Annotated in this window: 21 protein-coding genes; 13 read left to right on the plus strand and 8 right to left on the minus strand. The window is 69.9% G+C overall.

Translation table 11 applies throughout. From position 1 onward, the window contains the following. The first annotated feature begins 621 nt into the window (after window positions 1-621). The 3 genes from ABD352_RS34575 (at window position 622) to ABD352_RS34585 (ending at window position 1,850) form a co-directional block, all read left to right on the plus strand. The gene (locus ABD352_RS34575; RefSeq protein ID WP_344616730.1) at window positions 622-1,059 is read left to right on the plus strand and encodes a DUF6228 family protein; all 438 of its coding nucleotides are present in this window, start codon (window positions 622-624) and stop codon (window positions 1,057-1,059) included. A gap of 192 nt (window positions 1,060-1,251) precedes the next feature. Continuing rightward, on the plus strand, window positions 1,252-1,509 hold the full coding sequence (locus ABD352_RS34580) for a hypothetical protein (protein ID WP_344616731.1): 258 nt from the start codon (window positions 1,252-1,254) through the stop codon (window positions 1,507-1,509). Next, window positions 1,506-1,850: a type II toxin-antitoxin system PemK/MazF family toxin gene (locus tag ABD352_RS34585; protein WP_344616732.1), complete on the plus strand. Its 345-nt coding sequence runs from the start codon at window positions 1,506-1,508 to the stop codon at window positions 1,848-1,850. Before ABD352_RS34580 ends, ABD352_RS34585 begins: the two co-directional genes overlap by 4 nt. A gap of 496 nt (window positions 1,851-2,346) precedes the next feature. Here the strand turns inward: ABD352_RS34585 and ABD352_RS34590 are convergent, their stop codons facing one another. The 3 genes from ABD352_RS34590 to ABD352_RS34600 form a co-directional block, all read right to left on the minus strand. Further along, window positions 2,347-2,649 carry a hypothetical protein gene (locus ABD352_RS34590; RefSeq protein ID WP_344616733.1) on the minus strand — a complete coding sequence of 101 codons (303 nt, stop codon included), beginning with the start codon at window positions 2,647-2,649 and terminating at the stop codon, window positions 2,347-2,349. A 69-nt stretch (window positions 2,650-2,718) separates the two neighbouring features. Then, on the minus strand, window positions 2,719-3,009 hold the full coding sequence (locus tag ABD352_RS34595; protein ID WP_344616734.1) for a helix-turn-helix domain-containing protein: 291 nt from the start codon (window positions 3,007-3,009) through the stop codon (window positions 2,719-2,721). Between the two features lie 25 nt (window positions 3,010-3,034). Further along, a complete protein-coding gene (locus ABD352_RS34600; protein WP_344616735.1) occupies window positions 3,035-3,406 on the minus strand; it encodes a type II toxin-antitoxin system RelE/ParE family toxin in 372 nt (123 codons plus the stop codon). Window positions 3,407-3,748: 342 nt separating this feature from the next. On the opposite strand from ABD352_RS34600, the gene ABD352_RS34605 reads away from it, so the two are divergent. Continuing rightward, window positions 3,749-4,039, plus strand: coding sequence for a hypothetical protein (locus ABD352_RS34605; RefSeq protein ID WP_344616736.1), 291 nt, complete (start codon window positions 3,749-3,751; stop codon window positions 4,037-4,039). 29 nt (window positions 4,040-4,068) lie between these two features. On the opposite strand, the gene ABD352_RS34610 is transcribed toward ABD352_RS34605, so the two are convergent. Next, window positions 4,069-4,308 (minus strand): hypothetical protein, encoded by a 240-nt coding sequence (locus ABD352_RS34610; protein WP_344616737.1) that lies wholly within the window; start codon window positions 4,306-4,308, stop codon window positions 4,069-4,071. 13 nt (window positions 4,309-4,321) lie between these two features. On the opposite strand from ABD352_RS34610, the gene ABD352_RS34615 reads away from it, so the two are divergent. Further along, window positions 4,322-5,203 (plus strand): TolB family protein, encoded by an 882-nt coding sequence (locus ABD352_RS34615; RefSeq protein ID WP_344616738.1) that lies wholly within the window; start codon window positions 4,322-4,324, stop codon window positions 5,201-5,203. A 165-nt stretch (window positions 5,204-5,368) separates the two neighbouring features. Here the strand turns inward: ABD352_RS34615 and ABD352_RS34620 are convergent, their stop codons facing one another. Together ABD352_RS34620 and ABD352_RS34625 are read right to left on the minus strand one after the other, a co-directional pair. Continuing rightward, complete coding sequence (locus ABD352_RS34620) at window positions 5,369-7,321, minus strand: DUF6311 domain-containing protein (RefSeq protein WP_344616739.1); 1,953 nt, start codon at window positions 7,319-7,321, stop codon at window positions 5,369-5,371. Window positions 7,322-7,367: 46 nt separating this feature from the next. Next, window positions 7,368-8,138, minus strand: coding sequence for an endo alpha-1,4 polygalactosaminidase (locus ABD352_RS34625; protein WP_344616740.1), 771 nt, complete (start codon window positions 8,136-8,138; stop codon window positions 7,368-7,370). A gap of 170 nt (window positions 8,139-8,308) precedes the next feature. Between ABD352_RS34625 and ABD352_RS34630 the strand changes: the two genes are divergently transcribed. From ABD352_RS34630 to ABD352_RS34645, 4 genes are all read left to right on the plus strand, one after another. Then, window positions 8,309-10,075, plus strand: coding sequence for a proline--tRNA ligase (locus ABD352_RS34630; protein ID WP_344616741.1), 1,767 nt, complete (start codon window positions 8,309-8,311; stop codon window positions 10,073-10,075). Window positions 10,076-10,277: 202 nt separating this feature from the next. After that, on the plus strand, window positions 10,278-10,838 hold the full coding sequence (locus tag ABD352_RS34635) for a septal ring lytic transglycosylase RlpA family protein (protein ID WP_344616742.1): 561 nt from the start codon (window positions 10,278-10,280) through the stop codon (window positions 10,836-10,838). Between the two features lie 65 nt (window positions 10,839-10,903). Then, window positions 10,904-12,010, plus strand: coding sequence for a PP2C family protein-serine/threonine phosphatase (locus ABD352_RS34640; RefSeq protein WP_344616743.1), 1,107 nt, complete (start codon window positions 10,904-10,906; stop codon window positions 12,008-12,010). Between the two features lie 527 nt (window positions 12,011-12,537). Continuing rightward, window positions 12,538-14,391 carry an acyl-CoA dehydrogenase gene (locus ABD352_RS34645; RefSeq protein WP_344616744.1) on the plus strand — a complete coding sequence of 618 codons (1,854 nt, stop codon included), beginning with the start codon at window positions 12,538-12,540 and terminating at the stop codon, window positions 14,389-14,391. A 60-nt stretch (window positions 14,392-14,451) separates the two neighbouring features. On the opposite strand, the gene ABD352_RS34650 is transcribed toward ABD352_RS34645, so the two are convergent. Continuing rightward, window positions 14,452-14,928, minus strand: coding sequence for a SixA phosphatase family protein (locus ABD352_RS34650; protein ID WP_344616745.1), 477 nt, complete (start codon window positions 14,926-14,928; stop codon window positions 14,452-14,454). An 87-nt stretch (window positions 14,929-15,015) separates the two neighbouring features. On the opposite strand from ABD352_RS34650, the gene ABD352_RS34655 reads away from it, so the two are divergent. Beyond that, window positions 15,016-15,276: a DUF6458 family protein gene (locus ABD352_RS34655; RefSeq protein WP_344616746.1), complete on the plus strand. Its 261-nt coding sequence runs from the start codon at window positions 15,016-15,018 to the stop codon at window positions 15,274-15,276. A gap of 84 nt (window positions 15,277-15,360) precedes the next feature. Here the strand turns inward: ABD352_RS34655 and trhA are convergent, their stop codons facing one another. Then, window positions 15,361-15,993 carry a PAQR family membrane homeostasis protein TrhA gene (gene trhA, locus ABD352_RS34660; RefSeq protein ID WP_344616810.1) on the minus strand — a complete coding sequence of 211 codons (633 nt, stop codon included), beginning with the start codon at window positions 15,991-15,993 and terminating at the stop codon, window positions 15,361-15,363. 118 nt (window positions 15,994-16,111) lie between these two features. On the opposite strand from trhA, the gene ABD352_RS34665 reads away from it, so the two are divergent. The 3 genes from ABD352_RS34665 to ABD352_RS34675 all read left to right on the plus strand — a co-directional run bounded on the left by ABD352_RS34665 (window position 16,112) and on the right by ABD352_RS34675 (window position 18,557). Further along, the gene (locus ABD352_RS34665; RefSeq protein ID WP_344616747.1) at window positions 16,112-16,705 is read left to right on the plus strand and encodes a 5-oxoprolinase subunit B family protein; all 594 of its coding nucleotides are present in this window, start codon (window positions 16,112-16,114) and stop codon (window positions 16,703-16,705) included. 14 nt (window positions 16,706-16,719) lie between these two features. Beyond that, window positions 16,720-17,556, plus strand: a complete 837-nt coding sequence (locus ABD352_RS34670) for a 5-oxoprolinase subunit C family protein (RefSeq protein WP_425553784.1) — start codon at window positions 16,720-16,722, stop codon at window positions 17,554-17,556. A gap of 107 nt (window positions 17,557-17,663) precedes the next feature. Continuing rightward, complete coding sequence (locus tag ABD352_RS34675; protein WP_344616749.1) at window positions 17,664-18,557, plus strand: LamB/YcsF family protein; 894 nt, start codon at window positions 17,664-17,666, stop codon at window positions 18,555-18,557. Window positions 18,558-18,669: the final 112 nt, after the last annotated feature.

Genomic DNA, 18,669 nt, shown 5'->3' on the forward strand with positions numbered 1-18,669 from the left:
TACGCGGCGCGGCCCCCGCCGGGCGGCCCGTGAGTTCCGGAGCGGTTACCCTGTGCGCCTGGGCACGACCGGCTGCGGGCTCAGCGGGCCGGGGCGAGCAGCCGGTCGCGGATGAGGGTGCCCGGCTCGTCGAACCACTCGTCATGTCGCCGTGGGCGGGCAGGTAGGCGCAGCTGACGCCGGGCCCGCCGCCGGTGCGGTGCCCGACGACCCGCCACCGGACCGCGCGGTGTCCCTCGAACACGGGGAACGTGACCGGCACCGCGATGGCGCCGGCGGCCGAGACGCGCCGGGCCATTAGCCCAGGCGAAGGCTGGCCGCTCCAGGCCGCTCGCTGCTCGCGTGACCTGCTAGTTCACGGAGTTGGCGGCGGTGACCTGTCCGGTTCCAAGCTGACAGTGAGGGTTCGATTCCCTTCACCCGCTCGGACCTAGGGGCCCTCTGTCCACGGAAAGCGTGGACCGGGGGTCCTCGCCTTTTCTCCTGGGGCCCGAGCCCCAGACCCCGCGGTGGGTGGTCACCCCACGGTGGGTGGTCATCCCACGGTGGGTGGTCGCTCTTCGCTCGCCACCTCCGGTGCCGTCGTCGGCTGCCTTGGAGCTATCGGCATACTCACCCACCATGAGTAAGGCGTTCGTGCTGGGACACGCCGATGCCAAGCGGTGGGTGGTTCATCCGCCACAGGATCCGTACGGGGACGGCTATGTCTACACGATCGTCACGCAACTGTTCGACGACGGCATGATTGCTTCCACGAGCGCCAAGATGGATGGTGTCTTCGCCGGTTCCCAGGCCACCACTCTGTCCGCCTTCGTCCAGACGCTGGCGGACGACTGGCGCGGCTGGGACGGCATCCGTACCTGGAGGGCATTGGATCACGAGCTCGCCCTGGATGCTCGACATGATGGGCGGGGTCACGTCTCGCTCGGTGTGACTCTGCGGGCGTCCGTTCCCAGTTGGGACGACACCGCCTGGTCGGCCCGGGTGGTTTTCGTCGTGGAGGCCGGGGAGGAGATGACCCGCTTGGCCGTAGACCTCAGGCAGGCGCTGCGGCCGTAGATCGAGTCGGCAGTCGCCATCCACCGTCCATGGGCACGCGGACTGCCCGACCGGAACACGGGAACCTATGGGTGGACACTCGGACAAGGGCCTGATGCTGAGGAGATCGGGAGCGACTTCTGTCTGGGCCGCGTTGACGTATTGTATACGCTGATGTATACGGCAGTGTAACCATGTGGATATACTCGGGTCATGGGTAGCGTGATGATCCGCGTGGACGAGTCCACCCGCGACGACCTGACTCGCGTCGCCAGCGAGGATCTCGGTGGCGCGTCGGCGGATGAGGCGATTCGTCGGCTGTTGGCCGAGCACTGGCAGATGAAGGCCATCGCTGCTTTGGACGCATACCGGGCAACCGATCCGGACGGTTGGGCCGAGTATGTAGCCGAGGCCGACCGGGAAGACCGCGCCTCAGCGCCGACGGCCGACGTGTGGGACGAGGCTGCGTGACGATCATCCAGCCGTGGCAGGTCTGGTGGGCCGACCTCGACCCTACCGAAGGCCGCGAGCAGGCAGGCCGCCGTCCGGTACTCGTGGTCTCTAGCGTGTTCCACCTGCGACTGACGGGGGAGGCTCTGGTCACCGTGCTCCCGGTGACGACGCGGGAGCGCTCCGGCTGGCTGCACCGCGTTCCAGTGCACCCCGCTGGCCATCCGGTTGGGTTCGTCATCACTGAGCAGGTCCGGACTGTCGCCCGGGCACGGCTGCAGGGACAGCGGCCAGCGTGGGTGCTCACCGGCGATGAGATATCAGCCGTGAAGACGGTGCTAAAACAGATGATCGATGTGTAGCCGGTCGAGAGAGCCATCGAGATCACCCGCTGACCGTTAGCTTGTCTTGGTGGTGGCGATTGTCGGTCCCGAGGCGCATCCGGGCCATTAGTGGGCCATTAACCCAGGTGTTAGCTGGCCGCTCCAGGCCGCTTGCTGCAGGCGCGATCTGGAGGTTCATGCGTCTGGGGAGGGTCACCTGTACGGTTCCCAAGCTGACAGTGAGGGTTTCGATTCCCTTCACCCGCTCCACGACGAAGGCCCTGGCCAGGACAGATGCCCCGCCAGGGCCGTTCGCATGTCAGGGCACTCGAAGCCGCCCACGGGCCATTAGCGTGCCATAGGCAACTGCCAGCTGCCTGCGTGTGGCACCTGCTGAGCATCGTCGGAGACGTGACGATCAATGCTTGCGCCGGGTGGGCCAAGGTGGGCCGTGCTCGGGGAGCATCCGTTGGGACGATGACTCAGCCTGCCGATGGGCGGACGTGTCGGACTCAGGTGGCCGTTTGGTCTTCGGCTATGACCTGTGACGTGGAGTCGCCGGATCCGCATCGTCTGTGCTCACGAGTTCGAACAGGCCGTCGCGAAAGATGCGGGCGGCCTCCACCAGGAAGCGCTGCCGGAGCTCCGCAGACGTGAACCGGAATTTCACCTGGTTGTCGTTCTTCTCCCACACATCGCCGGTAGTCCCGCCCGAGGCGATCTGGGGATGGGCGGCAGTTTCCACTTCGAAGGACAGCCCGCGCAGCGCGCCTAGAACGGGCTTGTCTACTGCCTTGATCGTGGCGCTGTAGTGGTAAAGCGGGTGGTGGACCGACACGGGGCTTCTTCCTGTCTACCTGGCGGCCTTCTCCGGGGCACAACGCTGCGCGATCCGGCGCCGAGTGCTTCAGGCTGCGGCGTCGCGGTGGGGTTTGAAGGTGATGTCGAGCTCCGCGTCGAGCGCAGCTGCGAGTCTGGCCAGCAGCGGCACGGTGGGTGTAGCGCCGCCTGATTCCAGGCGTGACAGTTGTGGTTGGGTCATGCCGGCGCGTTCGGCGAGTTCGCCCTGTGTGAGCCCGACTGCGGTGCGACGGTCGTGGACCATCTGGCCGAGCAGGAGCGCGGCCCGGGCCTCCTCGTAGGCGGCGTTGTGCTGCTCGGCGCCGGTGCGTTCCCAGCGAGAGTGACGTGCCGTCATGACCCTTCCGCCTTTCGGTTGTGCCTCATTGCCATTTTCGCTCGAAGGTCTCGGTTGCCGGCGCGTGTTCCTCGTGGCCCAGTTCGCATGTCTGCTGGGCCGCGATAGCCCGCATGACCTCGGCGCGTTCGACCTGGCGGGTCTTACGGAACACGGTCAGCAGCACCACCCGGGTCTGAGGCGCGAGCCAGTAGCTGATGCGGACGGCTGACCGGTCCAGATAGAACCGCAGCTCACGGGTCTTACCGCCGAGATGGCGCGAGTAGGGTTCGCCGAGCGTCTCGGCATGCTCGGCAAGGATGTCAGCCATCGCTTCGACCTTGGCGTACTCCGTGAGACGTAAGGTTTCGAGCCAGTCCCGCACTTCTGGCTCCAACTCGATGACGTAGCGTCCCACCCTCGAACGATATACCGTTCTTGGTATGTCGACAAACGGTGTACTGAGCCATTAGCGGGCCATTAGTCCAGGCGAAGGCTGGCCGGTCCAGGCCGCTCGCCGCCCGTCCGACCTGGAGATTCACGTACCTGGCCGGGTCGACCTGTACGGGTCCCAAGCTGACAGTGAGGGTTCGATTCCCTTCACCCGCTCGGACCTAGGGGCCCTCTGTCCGCGGAAAGTGCGGACCGGTGGTCCTCGCGATTCTCCTGGGCCCGAGCCGGTGGGGCGCTCGCTCTTGCTCCGCTCGGCTGCATATCGGTCGACTTCACAGCGTCTTGCTCGCTGGTCAATCATGGACTGATGGACTCATCGGACTGGGCGAAGGTACCGGTTTGGCCGACCTGGCGCCATGATCTTGGTTGTCTGTTGGTTGTGGTTGCGATCGCCGCGCCGGTCCTGGTGACCGCCTATGCCGCCATAGTCTCCTTCCCGATGCAGGACGCCACCGCCGCCGACCTCACGACGCAAGCCGCAGAGAGTGAGGCGGCGACAACCTTGGTCTGGTTCGGCCTTGCGGGCAGCCCATTCATGCTCGTCGCCGGTGTCTGTCTGCTGGTCCGGCACTACCGGGTCGCGGTCCGACGCCCGTAGGAAACCCGCTGAGCTGACACGTGAACGTGTCACGCGCGCCAAGGAAAGTTCGCCTGGACCTCGTTGGACGACCCGTTGGGGCCGACATGCCGATTGCCGCCGATGCGCGACCCGTCCGCGGCGCTGACCTCCTCGTAATCGGACGACGCGCTCGCCGCCGGCAAGGGCTTGGCGACGACCTCGTGCAGGCCCGGGAGCGCGTCTACGCCCGGCTGTCGCGGATCGGCTTCGCGGGCCCAGTACCGCCGGGACATCGCCGCGACCGTCACCTCGGTCAACCCCGTGCCCGGCATGTACCTCTACCGGCTCGACAAGGGCAACGGCACCGCCACCAACGACCTCCTCTACCGGGCGCCGGACGGCGACTGGCAGAAGAACACGACCGTCAAGGGCCCGACCGTCCAGCCGCCGAACGGCCCGCCACTGCTGGCAATGTCGCCCGACCACCAGCACATCGCCTGGGTGCTCGACGGCAAGCTGCAGGTCAGTGCCCTGGATGGTAGCCACATCAAGACCGTGGTCGCCGCCACTGGAACGCTCACGTGCCCGGGAGTCACGTGGTCAGCTGACTCCCGTCATCTGCTGTTCCAAACGGTCTCTTCGGGCGGCAAGGGCAACACGCTCGAGACCGTCAACATCGACGGCACCGGACGGAAGGCGCTCGGCACCTCCGCCGAGGGCTTTGGATGCAGCCCCGGCTCCGTCGACGGAGCGACCGCGTACGTGGTGTCGCGTTCGGGAACCAAGCACCACCTGGTGGCTGTCGATGGCGGCGCCAACCCCCGCACCGTCACGGCAAGCTGGCCCTCCGGCCGGCAGCCCAATGAGGTCGTCGCCGCCCAGAACGGGTCGACCCGCCTGCTGGTGGCCACTGTGGCCGACTCCGCATCGTGCGGCTGCTCACCGCCGCAGCAGTACGTCATCCTGGACACCGCTACCGGCCAGGTGACCAGCCTCGACAACGCGCAGGACAAGGCGGGCAGCTCGCCGATCTCCGGGGCGTTCACCGCGGACGGCCGGGTGGTGCTCATCGCCGACCGGAACCGGGGCAACGGCAGCTCAGTGGACCCGTTCCTGACCGTGTTCAGCGCTGACGGCGCAGTCCTGGCCAGCGTTCGGCTGCCGGACATGGAACTCGGCTACCTGGCGGGCTTCGACGCGTAGCCACGCAACCAACGCACAGGCGGGCGGGGACAGGCTCCCCGCCCGCCATCGTCTGCGGAGGGAGCAACGGTCCGGTACCTACGGGGGAGCCCTTTGCTGACCGGCATGGCCGCGGCGTTGCGGGCGTGCGGCCGGTAGCGAGGCCCAGCACGCCCGACCTGCGGATCAGCCGGCGGTGATGGGGCGGACGTCCCAGAGCCAGACGCCGTCGACGATTCGGCCGGGGGCCACCTCCGGGGCGACCAGCTTGTCGATGGTCTCGCGGATGACCCGCTCGTCGCGCCAGCCGACCGGGAAGACGATGGTCGTGGCCTTCCAGAACTTCAGGTCCTCGCGCATGTCCTCGCGCTGGGCCGGGGTGACGGTCGGGGACACCAGCTGGGTGCGGACCCACAGGAAGTAGCTCGTGGTGTTGCGCCAGCCCGGGCCGAAGTGGGCGTTCTTGTCGGTCGGGTCGGTGTCGTTGGGGCCCAGGAAGTAGCCGGCGACGAACTTCACCTCGAAGCGGGTGTCCGTCGACCAGCGCATGATGTTGAAGTTCTCGTTCCAGCCGTTGGGCAGGGTGACGACGACCGGGTTGGGCGGCAGGTCCTTGCGCCAGTTGGCGTCGGCGAAGATGGCGGGCAGGGCGGGGCGCTCGGCGGCCGGCTGGGGCAGCGGAATGAGCGGGACCAGGGCGATGACCAGGGCCAGGGCCCACACCAGGGCGGAGATCGGGGGGCCGTTCGGCAGGCTCACCGGCGGGGCGGGAGAGACCGGCGGCGGGGTGGCCGGGGTGTGGAAGACGGACACCGCGGTCGGGGCGGAGCCGACCAGCGCGGGGACGTGGTCGAGGTCCGAGATGTCGTCCAGCTCCGGGATGTCGGAGAAGTCCTCCAGCTCCTCGAACTCCTCGATGACGAAGGCCAGGCGAAGACGCTCCACCACCAGGACGTCGATGAGCAGCGCGACCTGCACGCCGACGGCGACGGTGACGATCAGGCCCAGACGGGTCGGCACGATCGAGTCGAACAGGGGGAGGGTGGCGATCCAGTGCCACGGGCCGTGGGCGTCGTGGTAGTCGATGCCGTTGTAGCGCAGCACGTCGCCGAACGAGCAGATCATGAAGACGAAGCCGGTGACGAACAGGGCGCGGGACAGCCGGCTGCGCCACAGGGTCACGGAGCCGGCCAGCAGCAGGATGATGAGCGGCAGGCCGAAGAAGCTGTTCTCCTCCGAGGCGCCGTCGCGGTTGAGGCGGGCGGCCTCGGCGACGTCGCCGGCGAGCGAGTAACGGCCGAAGTTGAAGTACGACAGGATGTCGAGGTTGATCGCCCGCACGCCGCTGTCGAGGCCGCGGTACGTCTGCGGCCCCCAGAACTGGAAGTACAGCGGGTAGGCCAGCACCGCGACGGCGGCGAGGACGGCGACGCCCAGCTTCGGCAGGGCGGCCCGGGTGAGGGACGGCAGCTGGCGCGGCGGGATGTAGGCGAGCAGGAACACGGCCAGCCCGAGCGCCGTGAAGAACAGCATCTCCTCGTTGATGCCGGCCTGCAGGACGACCAGGGCGGCCAGCCACAGGCCGCGGCGCCACACCCGGCCCGGGTGCCGTAATCGCAGTACCGCCGCGACGATGAGCGGGATGAGGCCCTGGCCGGCGATGTTGGGGTGGCCGGCGGCCTGCGAGATGATCGCCGGGGCGAAGCCGAGGAAGGCGCCGGCCACGCCCGCGGCGATGCGGGAGCGGCCGAACTCGCGGCTCAGCACCCAGTACCAGCCGGCCGCGGTGCCGGCGATCGCCAGCGTCGAGATGATCGCGAAGGTGACGCCCACGCCGAGCCAGAGGGTGACGGGGGTCAGCGGCAGGGCCACCGTCAGGATCGACGTGTTGGCCATCAGGTTGACGCCCATCGGGTAGTTCACGTCGTCGGAGAAGAACGGCGAGTGGCCGTGCGTGAACAGCTCGGTGGCGTGGGTCAGGAACCACTCGAAGGTGAAGTGGTCCTGGAAGTTGAGTGCCAGGTAGCGGCCGTTGGGGTCGGCCCACAGATGCTGCAGGACGTACACGGCGCTGAGGACGTAGCCCAGCATCACCAGCGGGTCGATGGCCCTGACCAGCACGTGTCGCCTGAGGATCACGCGCTGGAGTCTAGGGGAGCCGGGCCAGCGTCGGCGACGGCCGAGGTCAGCACGCCGCGCGGTAGGCGTCCAGGGCCATGCGCTTGCGCACGTTCGAGAAGCGCAGCCCGGACGGGGTCGGGCACTGGGCGGCGCCGTACTCCACGTGGAAGACGGGCTTCTTCGCGCTCGTGAAAGGAGCCAGAAGACCGCATTCCCGGTACTTCACGCACTGCTCGTTGACGGCGAAGTCGAAGTACGGCTGCAGCGCCGAGACCTGCTCGAGGTCGTTCTTCAGGCCGGCGGCCAGGCCCAGGGAGTGCGCCAGGGCGGCCACCCGCTGGTTGAAGGCGAGCTGGTCGGCGGCGGTGAGCGGGAAGCCCGAGTCGTTGGCGTAGCCGTCCATGTTGTCCGGGTCGACCGCGTCGAAGCCCTTCGCCTTGCAGTCGGCGAAGCGGGCGGCGAGGATCGGGCCCAGCGCGTCCCAGCGGCGCACGTCCAGCCACTGCTCGCCGGCCCAGCCGTCCATCGCCTTGCCGCGCACGTCGGCCGGGAACTTCGCGGCGTCGGCGCGCCAGTCCTCGTACGAGCCGGCGTCCACGTAGCAGATGACCTTCCGGCCGGCCTTGTGCAGGGCGGCGACCTGCGCCTTGGTCGAGTCGGCGCCGTCGATGTCGTACACGGCGGCGGCCACCGAGGTGTCGAGCTTGCCGCTGAACTGGATCTGCCAGCTCAGACCGACGGCGGGATGCCACCAGGCGGGGGTGGCGGCCCGTGCCGGTACCGCTGAGGCCAGCACGGCGACGAAGACCAGGACGACGGCGAGGGTGCGACGCATGGCCCCGACATCGGCCGGGGGCGCCCGCGCGACGGGTGGAAACCGGGTGCGGCCGCAGTGCGATGACGGATCGCACGGGAAAGGTGTACCGGCGGAAACCCCCGAGACTGCAAATCGGCTTGTTCGGTATCGTCCAATCTGACGGAAACGGCCTTGAGAAGGTGGACGCAATGGTCCTGAAGATGTCCTCGCTGTTCCTCCGGACGCTGCGCGAGGATCCTGCCGACGCCGAGGTGACCAGCCATCGGCTGCTCGTGCGCGCCGGATACGTGCGCCGCGTGGCGCCGGGCATCTTCACCATGCTGCCGATGGGCCTGCGCGTGCTGCGCAACATCGAGCGCGTGATCCGCGAGGAGATGGACGCGATCGGCGGGCAGGAGCTCACGTTCCCCGCCCTGCTGCCGCGGGAGCCCTACGAGGCGACGGGGCGCTGGACGGAGTACGGCGCCAACCTCTTCCGCCTCAAGGACCGCCGCCAGGGCGACTACCTGCTCGGCCCCACCCACGAGGAGATGTTCACGCTCGCCGTGAAGGACATGTGCTCCTCGTACAAGGACCTGCCCCTCACGCTGTACCAGATCCAGTCGAAGTTCCGCGACGAGGCCCGTCCGCGGGCCGGCATCCTGCGCGGGCGCGAGTTCGTCATGAAGGACTCCTACTCCTTCGACGTCGACGACGACGGCCTGCGCGACGCCTACGCCCGCCACCGCGTGGCCTACATCAACATCTTCGACCGGCTGGGCCTGGACTACGTGATCTGCTCGGCGATGAGCGGCGCGATGGGCGGCAGCGCCTCGGAGGAGTTCCTCGCGCTGTGCGATATCGGCGAGGACACGTTCGTGCGCTGCGCCAACGGCGACTACGCGGCCAACGTCGAGGCGGTCACCACGCCCGCGCCGGCCGCGCGGTCCTTCGACGGGCTGCCCGCCGCCCAGGTCGTCGACACGCCGGACACGCCGACGATCGAGACCCTCGTCGGGCTGTTCAACGCCCGCGACGACCTGCGCAAGGCCGACGGCGAGTGGGCGGCCGGCGACACGCTGAAGAACGTCATGCTCATGCTGACCATGCCCGACGGCAAGCGCGAGCCGCTCGCGATCGGCGTGCCCGGCGACCGCGAGGTCGACCTGCGCCGGGTGGAGGCCAACGTGGCCCCGGCCGAGGTGGCCCCGATGACCGAGGCCGAGTTCGCGCAGCACCCCGCGCTGGTCAAGGGCTACATCGGCCCCGGCGTGCTGGGGGAGAAGAACAGTTCCGGGATCCGGTACCTCGTCGACCCCCGCGTCGTGGAGGGCACCGCCTGGATCACCGGGGCCGACGAGCCCGGCAAGCACGTGGTGCACCTCGTCGCCGGCCGCGACTTCACCGCCGACGGCACGATCGAGGCGGTCCGCATCCAGGACGGCGACGTCTGCCCCGTCGACGGCGGCCGGCTCGAGCAGGCCCGCGGCATCGAGATCGGGCACATCTTCCAGCTCGGTCGCAAGTACGCGAAGGCCCTCGGCCTGTCGGTGCTCGACCAGAACGGCAAGGCCCAGGTCGTCACCATGGGCTCCTACGGCGTCGGCGTGACCCGCGCGGTCGCCGTCGTCGCCGAGCAGACCGCCGACGAGCGCGGCCTGTGCTGGCCCCGCGAGCTGGCCCCGGCCGACGTGCACGTGGTGGCGGCCGGCAAGACCGAGGAGATCCGCGACGGCGCCGAGCGGCTCGCCGCCGACCTCGAGGCGGCCGGCCTGACGGTGCTGCTGGACGACCGCAAGGACGTCTCGCCGGGCGTGAAGTTCAACGACTCCGAGCTGATCGGCGTGCCGACCATCGTGGTGGTGGGCAAGCGGCTGGCCGACGGCGTGGTGGAGATCCGCGACCGCAAGACCGGCACGAAGGAAGAGGTCGCCGCGGACGGCGCCGTCGCCGCGGTCAAGGCCGCGATCGCCTGACCCTCACGGGCTCGGCCGAACGGCTCCTAGGCGAATCAGCCGTTCGGCCGGACCTATGCGGGCAAATCGGGACATGAGCCACGCTTTGGTTTGACGGCTGTCCAGGACCGGCCGATACCGTCGGTCACGGCCTTGCTGTCGACGAAGGGTGCTGACGTTGTCCGGCCGACACTCAGTCGCGCGTCCCCGTCACCTCGTCCCGTTGATCGCCGGCCTCGGTGCCGCGGTCGTCCTGGTGGGCGGCGCGGTGGCCACCATCAACCTCAGCGCCGACTCCAAGCCCGCCGCCTCGGCGGTCACGGACGCGGCGCGCAGCCCGCAGGAGCGCGCCGACCGCGGCTCCCGCCCGAGCGCCTCCTCCGAGGCGCCGGCGGTCGAGTCCCTCGCGTCGGCGCAGGTCACGGCCCCGTCGTCGGCCGCGCCGACGAGCTCCAAGCCCAAGCCCACGAAGACCGCCACGCCGACCCCGGCGGGCGTCTCGCTGAGCGGTACGTGCAAGGTTTCGTACTACTCCGACGGCCAGAACACGGCCAGCGGCGAGCCGTTCAACCCGAACGCGATGACCGCCGCGAACAAGGAGTGGAAGTTCGGCACACAGGTGCGGGTCACCAACCTGGCCAACGGCAATCAGGTGGTGGTCACGATCAACGATCGTGGACCGTACGTGTCCGGGCGCTGCATCGATCTGTCCCGGGCGGCGTTCCAGAAGATCGCCTCGCTCGGCGCCGGTGTCATCACGGCGAAGTATGAGGTACTCAAGTAAGGCACTCCCGGCCGTTTGATGGAGCGGTCCGGGCGTCAGTAGGTGGCATGCTGTTGGCCGGACCTATGAAACGTCAGCTGCTTCCCGAGGCCCGCGCCGGAGTCGGCGCGGCCTTCGTGCTGCTCGCCCTCGTGCTCGTGGCCGAGGTCGCCGACGGCGTGCGGGCCGACTACGTCGGTCTGCTGGCCGCGGCGCCCTTCCTGGCCGCCGCGTTCGCGTCCTGGCCGGAGGTGCTCGCCGTCGGCAGCGCCTCCACGCTGCTGGCCTTCTTCTTCTGCTCGGTCGAGCTCATGCACAGCCGCGACCGGCTGCTCGTGCTGATGCTGAACCTGGGCGGCGTGATCGTAGCCAGCGGGATCGCCTCCGCCGTGGGCGCGATCCGGCAGCGGCAGATCGCGCGGTACGCCGAACTGTCCCGCCTCGCCTCGGTGGCCCAGGGCGCGGTGCTGCGGCCGCTCGGCCCGCAGGTCGGGCCGCTCACGGTCGCGGCCCGGTACATCTCGGCCAGCGCCGCCGCGGACATCGGCGGCGACCTCTACGAGGCGCTGGACACCCCGTACGGCGTACGCATGATCATCGGTGACGTGCGGGGCAAGGGGCTGGACGCGGTCCGCCTGGCCAGCATCGTCCTGGGGTCGTACCGCCACGTCGCCTTCGAGCGCGCCGACCTGCGCGCGATCGTGGCCGACCTGGACCGCGCGGTGGCCCGGTCGCTGGGCGACGAGGACTTCGTGACGGCGGCGCTGATCGAGGAGCGCGGCGGGACCCTGACGATCGTCAACTGCGGGCACCCGGCGCCGCTGCTGCTGCGGCGCGGGAAGGTGATACCGCTCGACCCGCCGTCCAACGCGCCGCCGCTGGGCTTCATGCCGGTGGTCAAGCCGCGGGTGGAGCGGCTGGAGCCCGGGGACCGGCTGCTGTTCTTCACCGACGGGCTGGCCGAGGCGCGCCGGGACGGGCAGTTCTTCCCGACGGCGGAGCGGGCGCAGCGACTGCTCGGGCACGGCACGGTGGCCGACGGGCTCAAGTCGCTGGAGAGTGCGCTGCTGGAGTGGGTGCGCGGGCGCCTGGACGACGACATCGCGCTGGTGCTCGTGGAGTATCAGGGCGTGAAGCCGGCTCCGTCGGTGCCCAGCTGGGAGATCGGCGGGGCCGGCGTCACGTCGTCCTGAGGGTGTCGGTGCGGTCTTGGCACAGCGGAGCTGGCAGGGAGGCCCCTGGGCCGACCGGTGCAACGCCCAGTCTGGCTCGATAGAGCTTCGCCGGATCGACCCAGACTAGGCGCCGACGGGAACAACGGTCTGTAACTGAAGCGGACATTTGGTCCTATAAGGTTATGCGGCTTCGAGAGGCCTCTGCCGCGGGATGAGTCGGCGCATCGGGGCGCGGTGGCGACCCGTGTAGAAGCGCGGGTACTTGGGGGCGAAGAGCGATCCCATGAAACGGACGATCATCGCGCGGCCCTCCTTCTGACTGCGAGTAACCGCTCAACGACCACGTCACCCGGCGGTGACGGCGTGTCCGCCCCCCAATCGCAACATTTCGGCACCCATCGGACACCCCTGTGGCCTGGTTCACTCGCCTGTGCCGCTTGTTGACGTTACTAGCCGGTAATAAGATGGCTGTTACCGACTGGTAACCCACGTCGGTCATGCTCGACACCGATCAGCAGCGACCCAGAGACGGGGGCCTCTCCGCGATGACCCATTACAAGAGCAATCTGCGGGACCTCGAGTTCAACCTCTTCGAGGTCTTCGGTGTCGACCAGGTCCTCGGCCAGGGCCCGTACGGTGACATCGACGTCGACACCGCCCGCAGCATCCTGGGCGAGGTCGACCGCCTGGCCCGCGAGGACCTCGCGGCCAGCTACACCGACGGCGACCGCAACCCGCCCGTCTTCGATCCGGCCACGCACTCGGTGCGGATGCCCGAGGCCTTCAAGCAGTCGTACCGCGCGTTCATGAACGCCGAGTTCTGGCGCCTGGACCTGCCGGCCGAGCTCGACGGCACCGCGGCCCCGCGCGCCCTGTGGTGGTCCATCGCCGAGCTGGTGCTGGGCTCCAACGCGCCGATCTGGATGTACGCCTCCGGCCCCTCGTTCGCCAACACGCTGCGCATCGAGGGCACCGAGGAGCAGAAGAAGTGGGCCAAGCTCTTCGTCGACAAGCAGTGGGGCTCCACGATGGTGCTGACCGAGCCGGACGCCGGCTCCGACGTCGGCGCGGGCCGCACCAAGGCGATCCCGCAGGCCGACGGGTCCTGGCACATCGAGGGCGTCAAGCGCTTCATCACCAGCGGTGAGCACGACCTGGCCGAGAACATCGTCCACTACGTGCTGGCCCGCCCGGTCGACACGCCCGGCGCCGGCGGCCCGGGCACCAAGGGCCTCTCGCTCTTCGTCGTGCCGAAGTTCCACTTCGACGCCGACACGGGCGAGCTCAAGGACCGCAACGGCGCCTTCGTGACCAACGTCGAGCACAAGATGGGCCTCAAGGTGTCCACGACGTGCGAGGTCACCTTCGGCGGGCACGGCGTGCCGGCCAAGGGCTGGCTGCTCGGCGACGTCCACGAGGGCATCCGGCAGATGTTCCTCATCATCGAGTACGCCCGCATGATGGTCGGCACGAAGGCCATCGCCACGCTGTCCACCGGCTACCTCAACGCGCTCGACTACGCCAAGAGCCGGGTGCAGGGCGCCGACCTGGCCTCCACCGACAAGGCCGCGCCGCGGGTGACGATCATCAACCACCCCGACGTGCGCCGTTCGCTGTTGCTGCAGAAGTCGTACGCCGAGGGCCTGCGCGCCCTCGTCTGCTACACGGCGTCGTGGCAGGACAAGGTGGCCCTGGCCGAGGCGGCGGGCGCCGAGAAGGCCGCCAAGATCGCCAAGCGGGTGAACGACCTCCTGCTGCCCCTGGTCAAGGGCGTCGGCTCCGAGCGCGCGTACGAGCTGCTGGGCCACGAGTCGCTGCAGACCTTCGGCGGCTCCGGCTTCCTGCAGGACTACCCGCTCGAGCAGTACATCCGCGACTCGAAGATCGACACGCTGTACGAGGGCACGACCGCGATCCAGAGCCTCGACCTCGTCTTCCGCAAGATCGTCAAGGACCAGGGCAAGGCGCTGCTCACCGTGGCCGCCGAGATCCAGGCGTTCCTCGAGGCCGAGGGCGGCAACGGGCAGCTCAAGGTCGAGCGGGTGGCGCTGGGCAAGGCCCTCGCCGAGGTGCAGCAGATGCTGGGCATCTTCACCGGCTGGCTCGGCGAGGCCCAGGCCGGCGACGCGCAGGCCGTCTACAAGGTCGGCCTGAACTCGCGGCGCTTCCTGCTGGCGCTGGGCGACATCGTGGTCGGCTGGCTGCTGCAGCGGCAGGCCGAGGTCGCGCTCAAGGCCCTCGCCGGCGAGGTGTCAGCCGCGGACAAGGCCTTCTACGAGGGCAAGGTGGCGGCGGCGAAGTTCTTCGCGCACGAGGTGCTGCCGCGGGTCGGCGCCGACCGCCGCGTGATCGAGTCGACGAACCTCGACGCCATGGAGCTGGACGAGGCCGCCTTCTAGGGGTCTCGCACCGAGCTGAGGGGGAGGGCAATGGCGCCCTCCCCCTTTGTCTTGTCTCGGCTAGCCCCGGGCGGTGTGCTGGGCCGTGAGGGGGGCGGCCTCGAGGTCCTTCCAGGTGCCCTCGAAGCGGTGGATCGCGATTCCGGACGTGGCCAGCCCGCGGTCGAGCGCCCGCGGGGCCAGGGAGTCGGACAGGTCCGAAATGGTGGGGTTGTGGCCGACCAGCAGCAGCGTCTGCACGCTCGCGTCCGACTGCTGCACCAGCTCCAGAGTGTCCATCGCCGGGCCGACGTAGATGCGGTGCTCGTAGATCACCGGGACGTCCTGGAGGGCGAGCTCGTCGAGCGTCTCCCGGGTGCGGACCGAGGTGGAGCACAGCGCGGCGTCGGGTTGCAGGCCGGCCTCGCGTAGCCAGGCCCCGGCCGCCGCGGCGTCGCGGTGCCCGCGCGCGGTGAGCGGCCGCTCGAGGTCGGTGGCGTAGTCGTCCGGGTCGGCCGCCTTGGCGTGCCGGAGCAGGATGAGCGTGCGCACGGTCATGCTGACAAGCCTGCCCGATTGAAGCGAGACGCGCGTGGGTAACCCTCCCACAGACAGTTACCCCATAGACGCCTCGGGAGGCCTTCGATGGGTATCGGCGGAAGTATTCTTCTGATCGTCGTCGGCGCCATTATGACGTTCGGCCTCGACAACAAGGACCTCGGGCCGTTCAACCTCGACACGATCGGCTGGATCCTCCAGATCGCCGGGCTCGTCGGCCTGGTTCTCACCCTGTACTTCTGGAACTCGCGCCGTCGCACCGTCGTGGTGCCGCCGCCTGCCGGCAACACCGCGATCCCCCCGACCACCGACGAGGTCGTCGAGGAGCGCCGGATGCGCCGCTACTGAGCCGCTTCCTTCGAAGTCCGGGTGCCCTCGGGTGCCCGGGCTTCGCGGCTTTAGTGGGCGTACAGCTTTAGTGGGCGTACAGCTTTAGTGGGCGTACAGCGCGAAATAGATCGCGATGTGGTGACAGATCGCCGCCACCAGGGTGCACGCGTGGAAGAACTCGTGGTGCCCGAAGACCGTCGGCCACGGGTTGGGCCGGCGAAGGGCGTAGAACACGGCGCCGACGGTGTAGAACGCCCCGCCGGCCAGCGTGAGCACCAGCGCCGTCACGCCGCCTGAGTGCAGGATGTCGGGGAGCACGGCGACCGCGACCCAGCCCAGCGCGATGTACAGCGGGGCCGACAGCCAGCGCCGCTTGCTCATCGCCGCGGCGCCGAGCTTCATGCCCACCCCGAGCACCGCGCCACCCCAGACCGTGGCCAGGATCGCCACCCGGGTGTTGCCGCTGAGCAGCAGCACGCTGAACGGCGTGTAGGTGCCGGCGATGAACACGAAGATCATGGAGTGGTCGAGCCGCCGCATGATCTTGTAGCCCTTCTCCGACCACACCCGCCGGTGGTACAGCGCGCTGGTGCCGAAGAGCGCGACGACCGTGAGGCTGTACACCGCGCAGCTGATGAAGGGTCCCCACCCCGGCCGCGCGGCCGCGAGCGAGCACAGCACGATCCCGCAGACGACGGCCACCCCGGCCGCGTACGCGTGCAGCCATCCGCGCATGCGCGGTTTGCCGAGGTCAACCGGGCGCAGCCGGGTTTCGGTCTTCACGGTCACGTCCTCCAGGTTACGGTACCGTAGGTTACTCGCAAGTATCGCCGGGACGTCTATCGTGACGAGCGTGCAGCTTCGCCCTGTCGGCGCCGACGCGCTCCTGCTGGAGGTCGACACCCCGCTGGACTGGTTCGCCGCGCTCGACGCCGAGCGAGAGGCCGGCCGACTATCGGTCGTGGATATCGTCCCCGGCGCGCGTACGGTCCTGCTGGACGGGGTCCCCGATCCGGCCGCCCTGGCCGCCCGACTGCGCGACTGGGAGATCGACTCCGCCCCGGTACCGCAGGAGCCCCCCATCGTCGTCGACGTCCATTTTGATGGCGTCGACCTGCCGTTCGTGGCCGCCCACACCGGCCTGACCCCCGACGCGGTCGTTGACGTGCTGACCGGCACCGACCTGACCGTCGCGTTCTGCGGCTTCGCGCCGGGCTTCGCCTACCTGAGCGGCCTGCCCTGGAACGTGCCGCGCCTGCAGACCCCGCGCACCCGCGTCCCGGCCGGCTCGGTCGCCCTGGCCGCCGAGTTCACCGGCGTCTACCCGACCCCGTCCCCGGGCGGCTGGCGCATCGTCGGCCACAGCTCGGCCGAGCTGTTCTCGGTCGATCGCGAGCCGCCCGCCCTGCTCGGCCCCGGCCGCACCGTCCGGTTCCGCGCCGCGTGACCCCCGCCGAGCTGCTGGTCGAGGTGGCCGGCCCGCTGACCACCGTGCAGGACCTGGGCCGGCCCGGCTACGCGCACCTGGGCGTTCCCCGCTCGGGGGCGCTGGACCCTCCGGCGCTGATGCTGGGCAATCGCCTGGTCGGCAACCCGCCCTCCGCCGCCGGCCTCGAGATCACGCTGGGGCCGTTCCACGCGGTTGCCACCCACCCGGGCACGATCGCGCTGACCGGTGCGGCGGCCCCGCTGCGGGTGGGCGGCCGGCCGGCGCCGATCAACGCCCCGGTGGCGGTGCGGGCCGGCGATCGGATCGAGGTGGGGCGGGCGGTGTCGGGTTTGCGGCCGTACCTGGCCGTCGCCGGTGGCCTGACGCCGCCCGCGGTCCTTGCCAGTCGCTCGACGGACGTGTTGTCCCAGCTCGGGCCGCCGGTGATCCGTCCGGGCGACCGGCTGCCGGTGGGGCCGTTCTCTTCTGCGCCGGCCGCCGTCGACCTCGCACCGCGCCCTGCCCTTGGCGGCCCGCTCTCGCTGCGCATCTCCTGGGGGCCGCGGGCCGATTGGTTCGCTTCTGCCGGGGTGTTGACCTCGGCGGAGTACCGGATCACGAGCGAGAGCAACCGCGTGGGGGCGCGGCTGTCGGGGCCTCGGTTGAGCCGCTCGGACGCCGCCGCCGAGCTGCCGAGCGAGGGGATCGTGCTGGGCGCGATCCAGGTCCCCGCCGATGGCCAGCCGTTGATCTTCTTGGCCGACCACCCGACGACGGGCGGCTACCCCGTCATCGCCGTGGTCGCCGCGACCGACTTACCCCAACTCGCCCAGGCCCGCCCAGGCGAAGCTGTGACCTTTCTGGCCTAATTCGGACAAATTGTCGCCCGTTATGCGCCAATTTGTGCCCAATTCGGCACGCATGTGGCTCGTCCGCTGTCTCGGCTCGGCCGGGCAGGCGGCTATCGTCCGATCCCGTGGTAGACCTCAACAGCGACCTTGGCGAGGGCTTCGGCGTATGGAGCCTCGGCGACGACGACGCCCTGCTGGCCATCGTGACCAGCGCGAACGTGGCCTGCGGCTTCCACGCCGGCGACCCGACCACCATGCGCCGCGTGAGCGACCGGGCCGCCACCCTGGGCGTGCGCGTAGGCGCCCAGGTCAGCTACCGCGACCTGGCCGGCTTCGGCCGCCGCCGCATCGACGTCCCGGCGGACGAGCTGGCCGACGAGCTGCGCTACCAGATCGGCGCGCTGGCCGCGTTCGCCCCGGTCGCCTACGTCAAGCCGCACGGCGCCCTCTACAACACCGCCGCCGTAGACCCCGCCCACGCCAGCGCGGTGGTCGCCGCCGCGCGCGCCGCCGGGGCTGCCTCGCTCGTCACGCTACCGCCGGGCCCCGAAGCGTCCGTCGCCGACCAGCCCCAAGCCGCCAGCCCGGCTGCCTCGCCCGCGGACGGCCGCGAAGCGTCCGTCGCCGACCAACCCCAAGCCGGCAGCAGCAGCCCCGGCGAGCGGCAAGGCGCCGGGCTCCCAGTGCTCTGCCAGCCCGGCTCGGTGCTGGCCCGGCTCGCGGCCGAGGCCGGGCTCCGGGTCGTGGCCGAGGGCTTCGCCGACCGCGGGTACCTCCCCGACGGTCGCCTGGTTCCCCGCGGCTCGGCCGGCGCGCTCGTCACCGACGTCGCCGCGGTCACCGCCCAGGCCGTCCGCATGGCCGTCGAGGGCGTGGTCGAGGCGGTCGACGGGACCGTGATCCCGATGCCGATCGAGTCGCTGTGCGTCCACGGCGACACGCCCGGCGCGGTCGACATGGCCGGCGCGGTGCGGGCCGCGCTGCTGGCGGCCGGAGTGACGGTCGAGCCGTTCGTCTAGCGGAGACGCACGGACCTCGGCGGCGGCGGTGGTGCCACGCTGTTCTCTTTCACCGTAACCAATGCCACCAAACCCGCGATCTCCGAGCCGCTCGATCATGAGCGCAGCGTGG

The organism is Dactylosporangium salmoneum (genome assembly GCF_039532525.1).
Classification (GTDB): Bacteria; Actinomycetota; Actinomycetes; order Mycobacteriales; family Micromonosporaceae; genus Dactylosporangium; species Dactylosporangium salmoneum.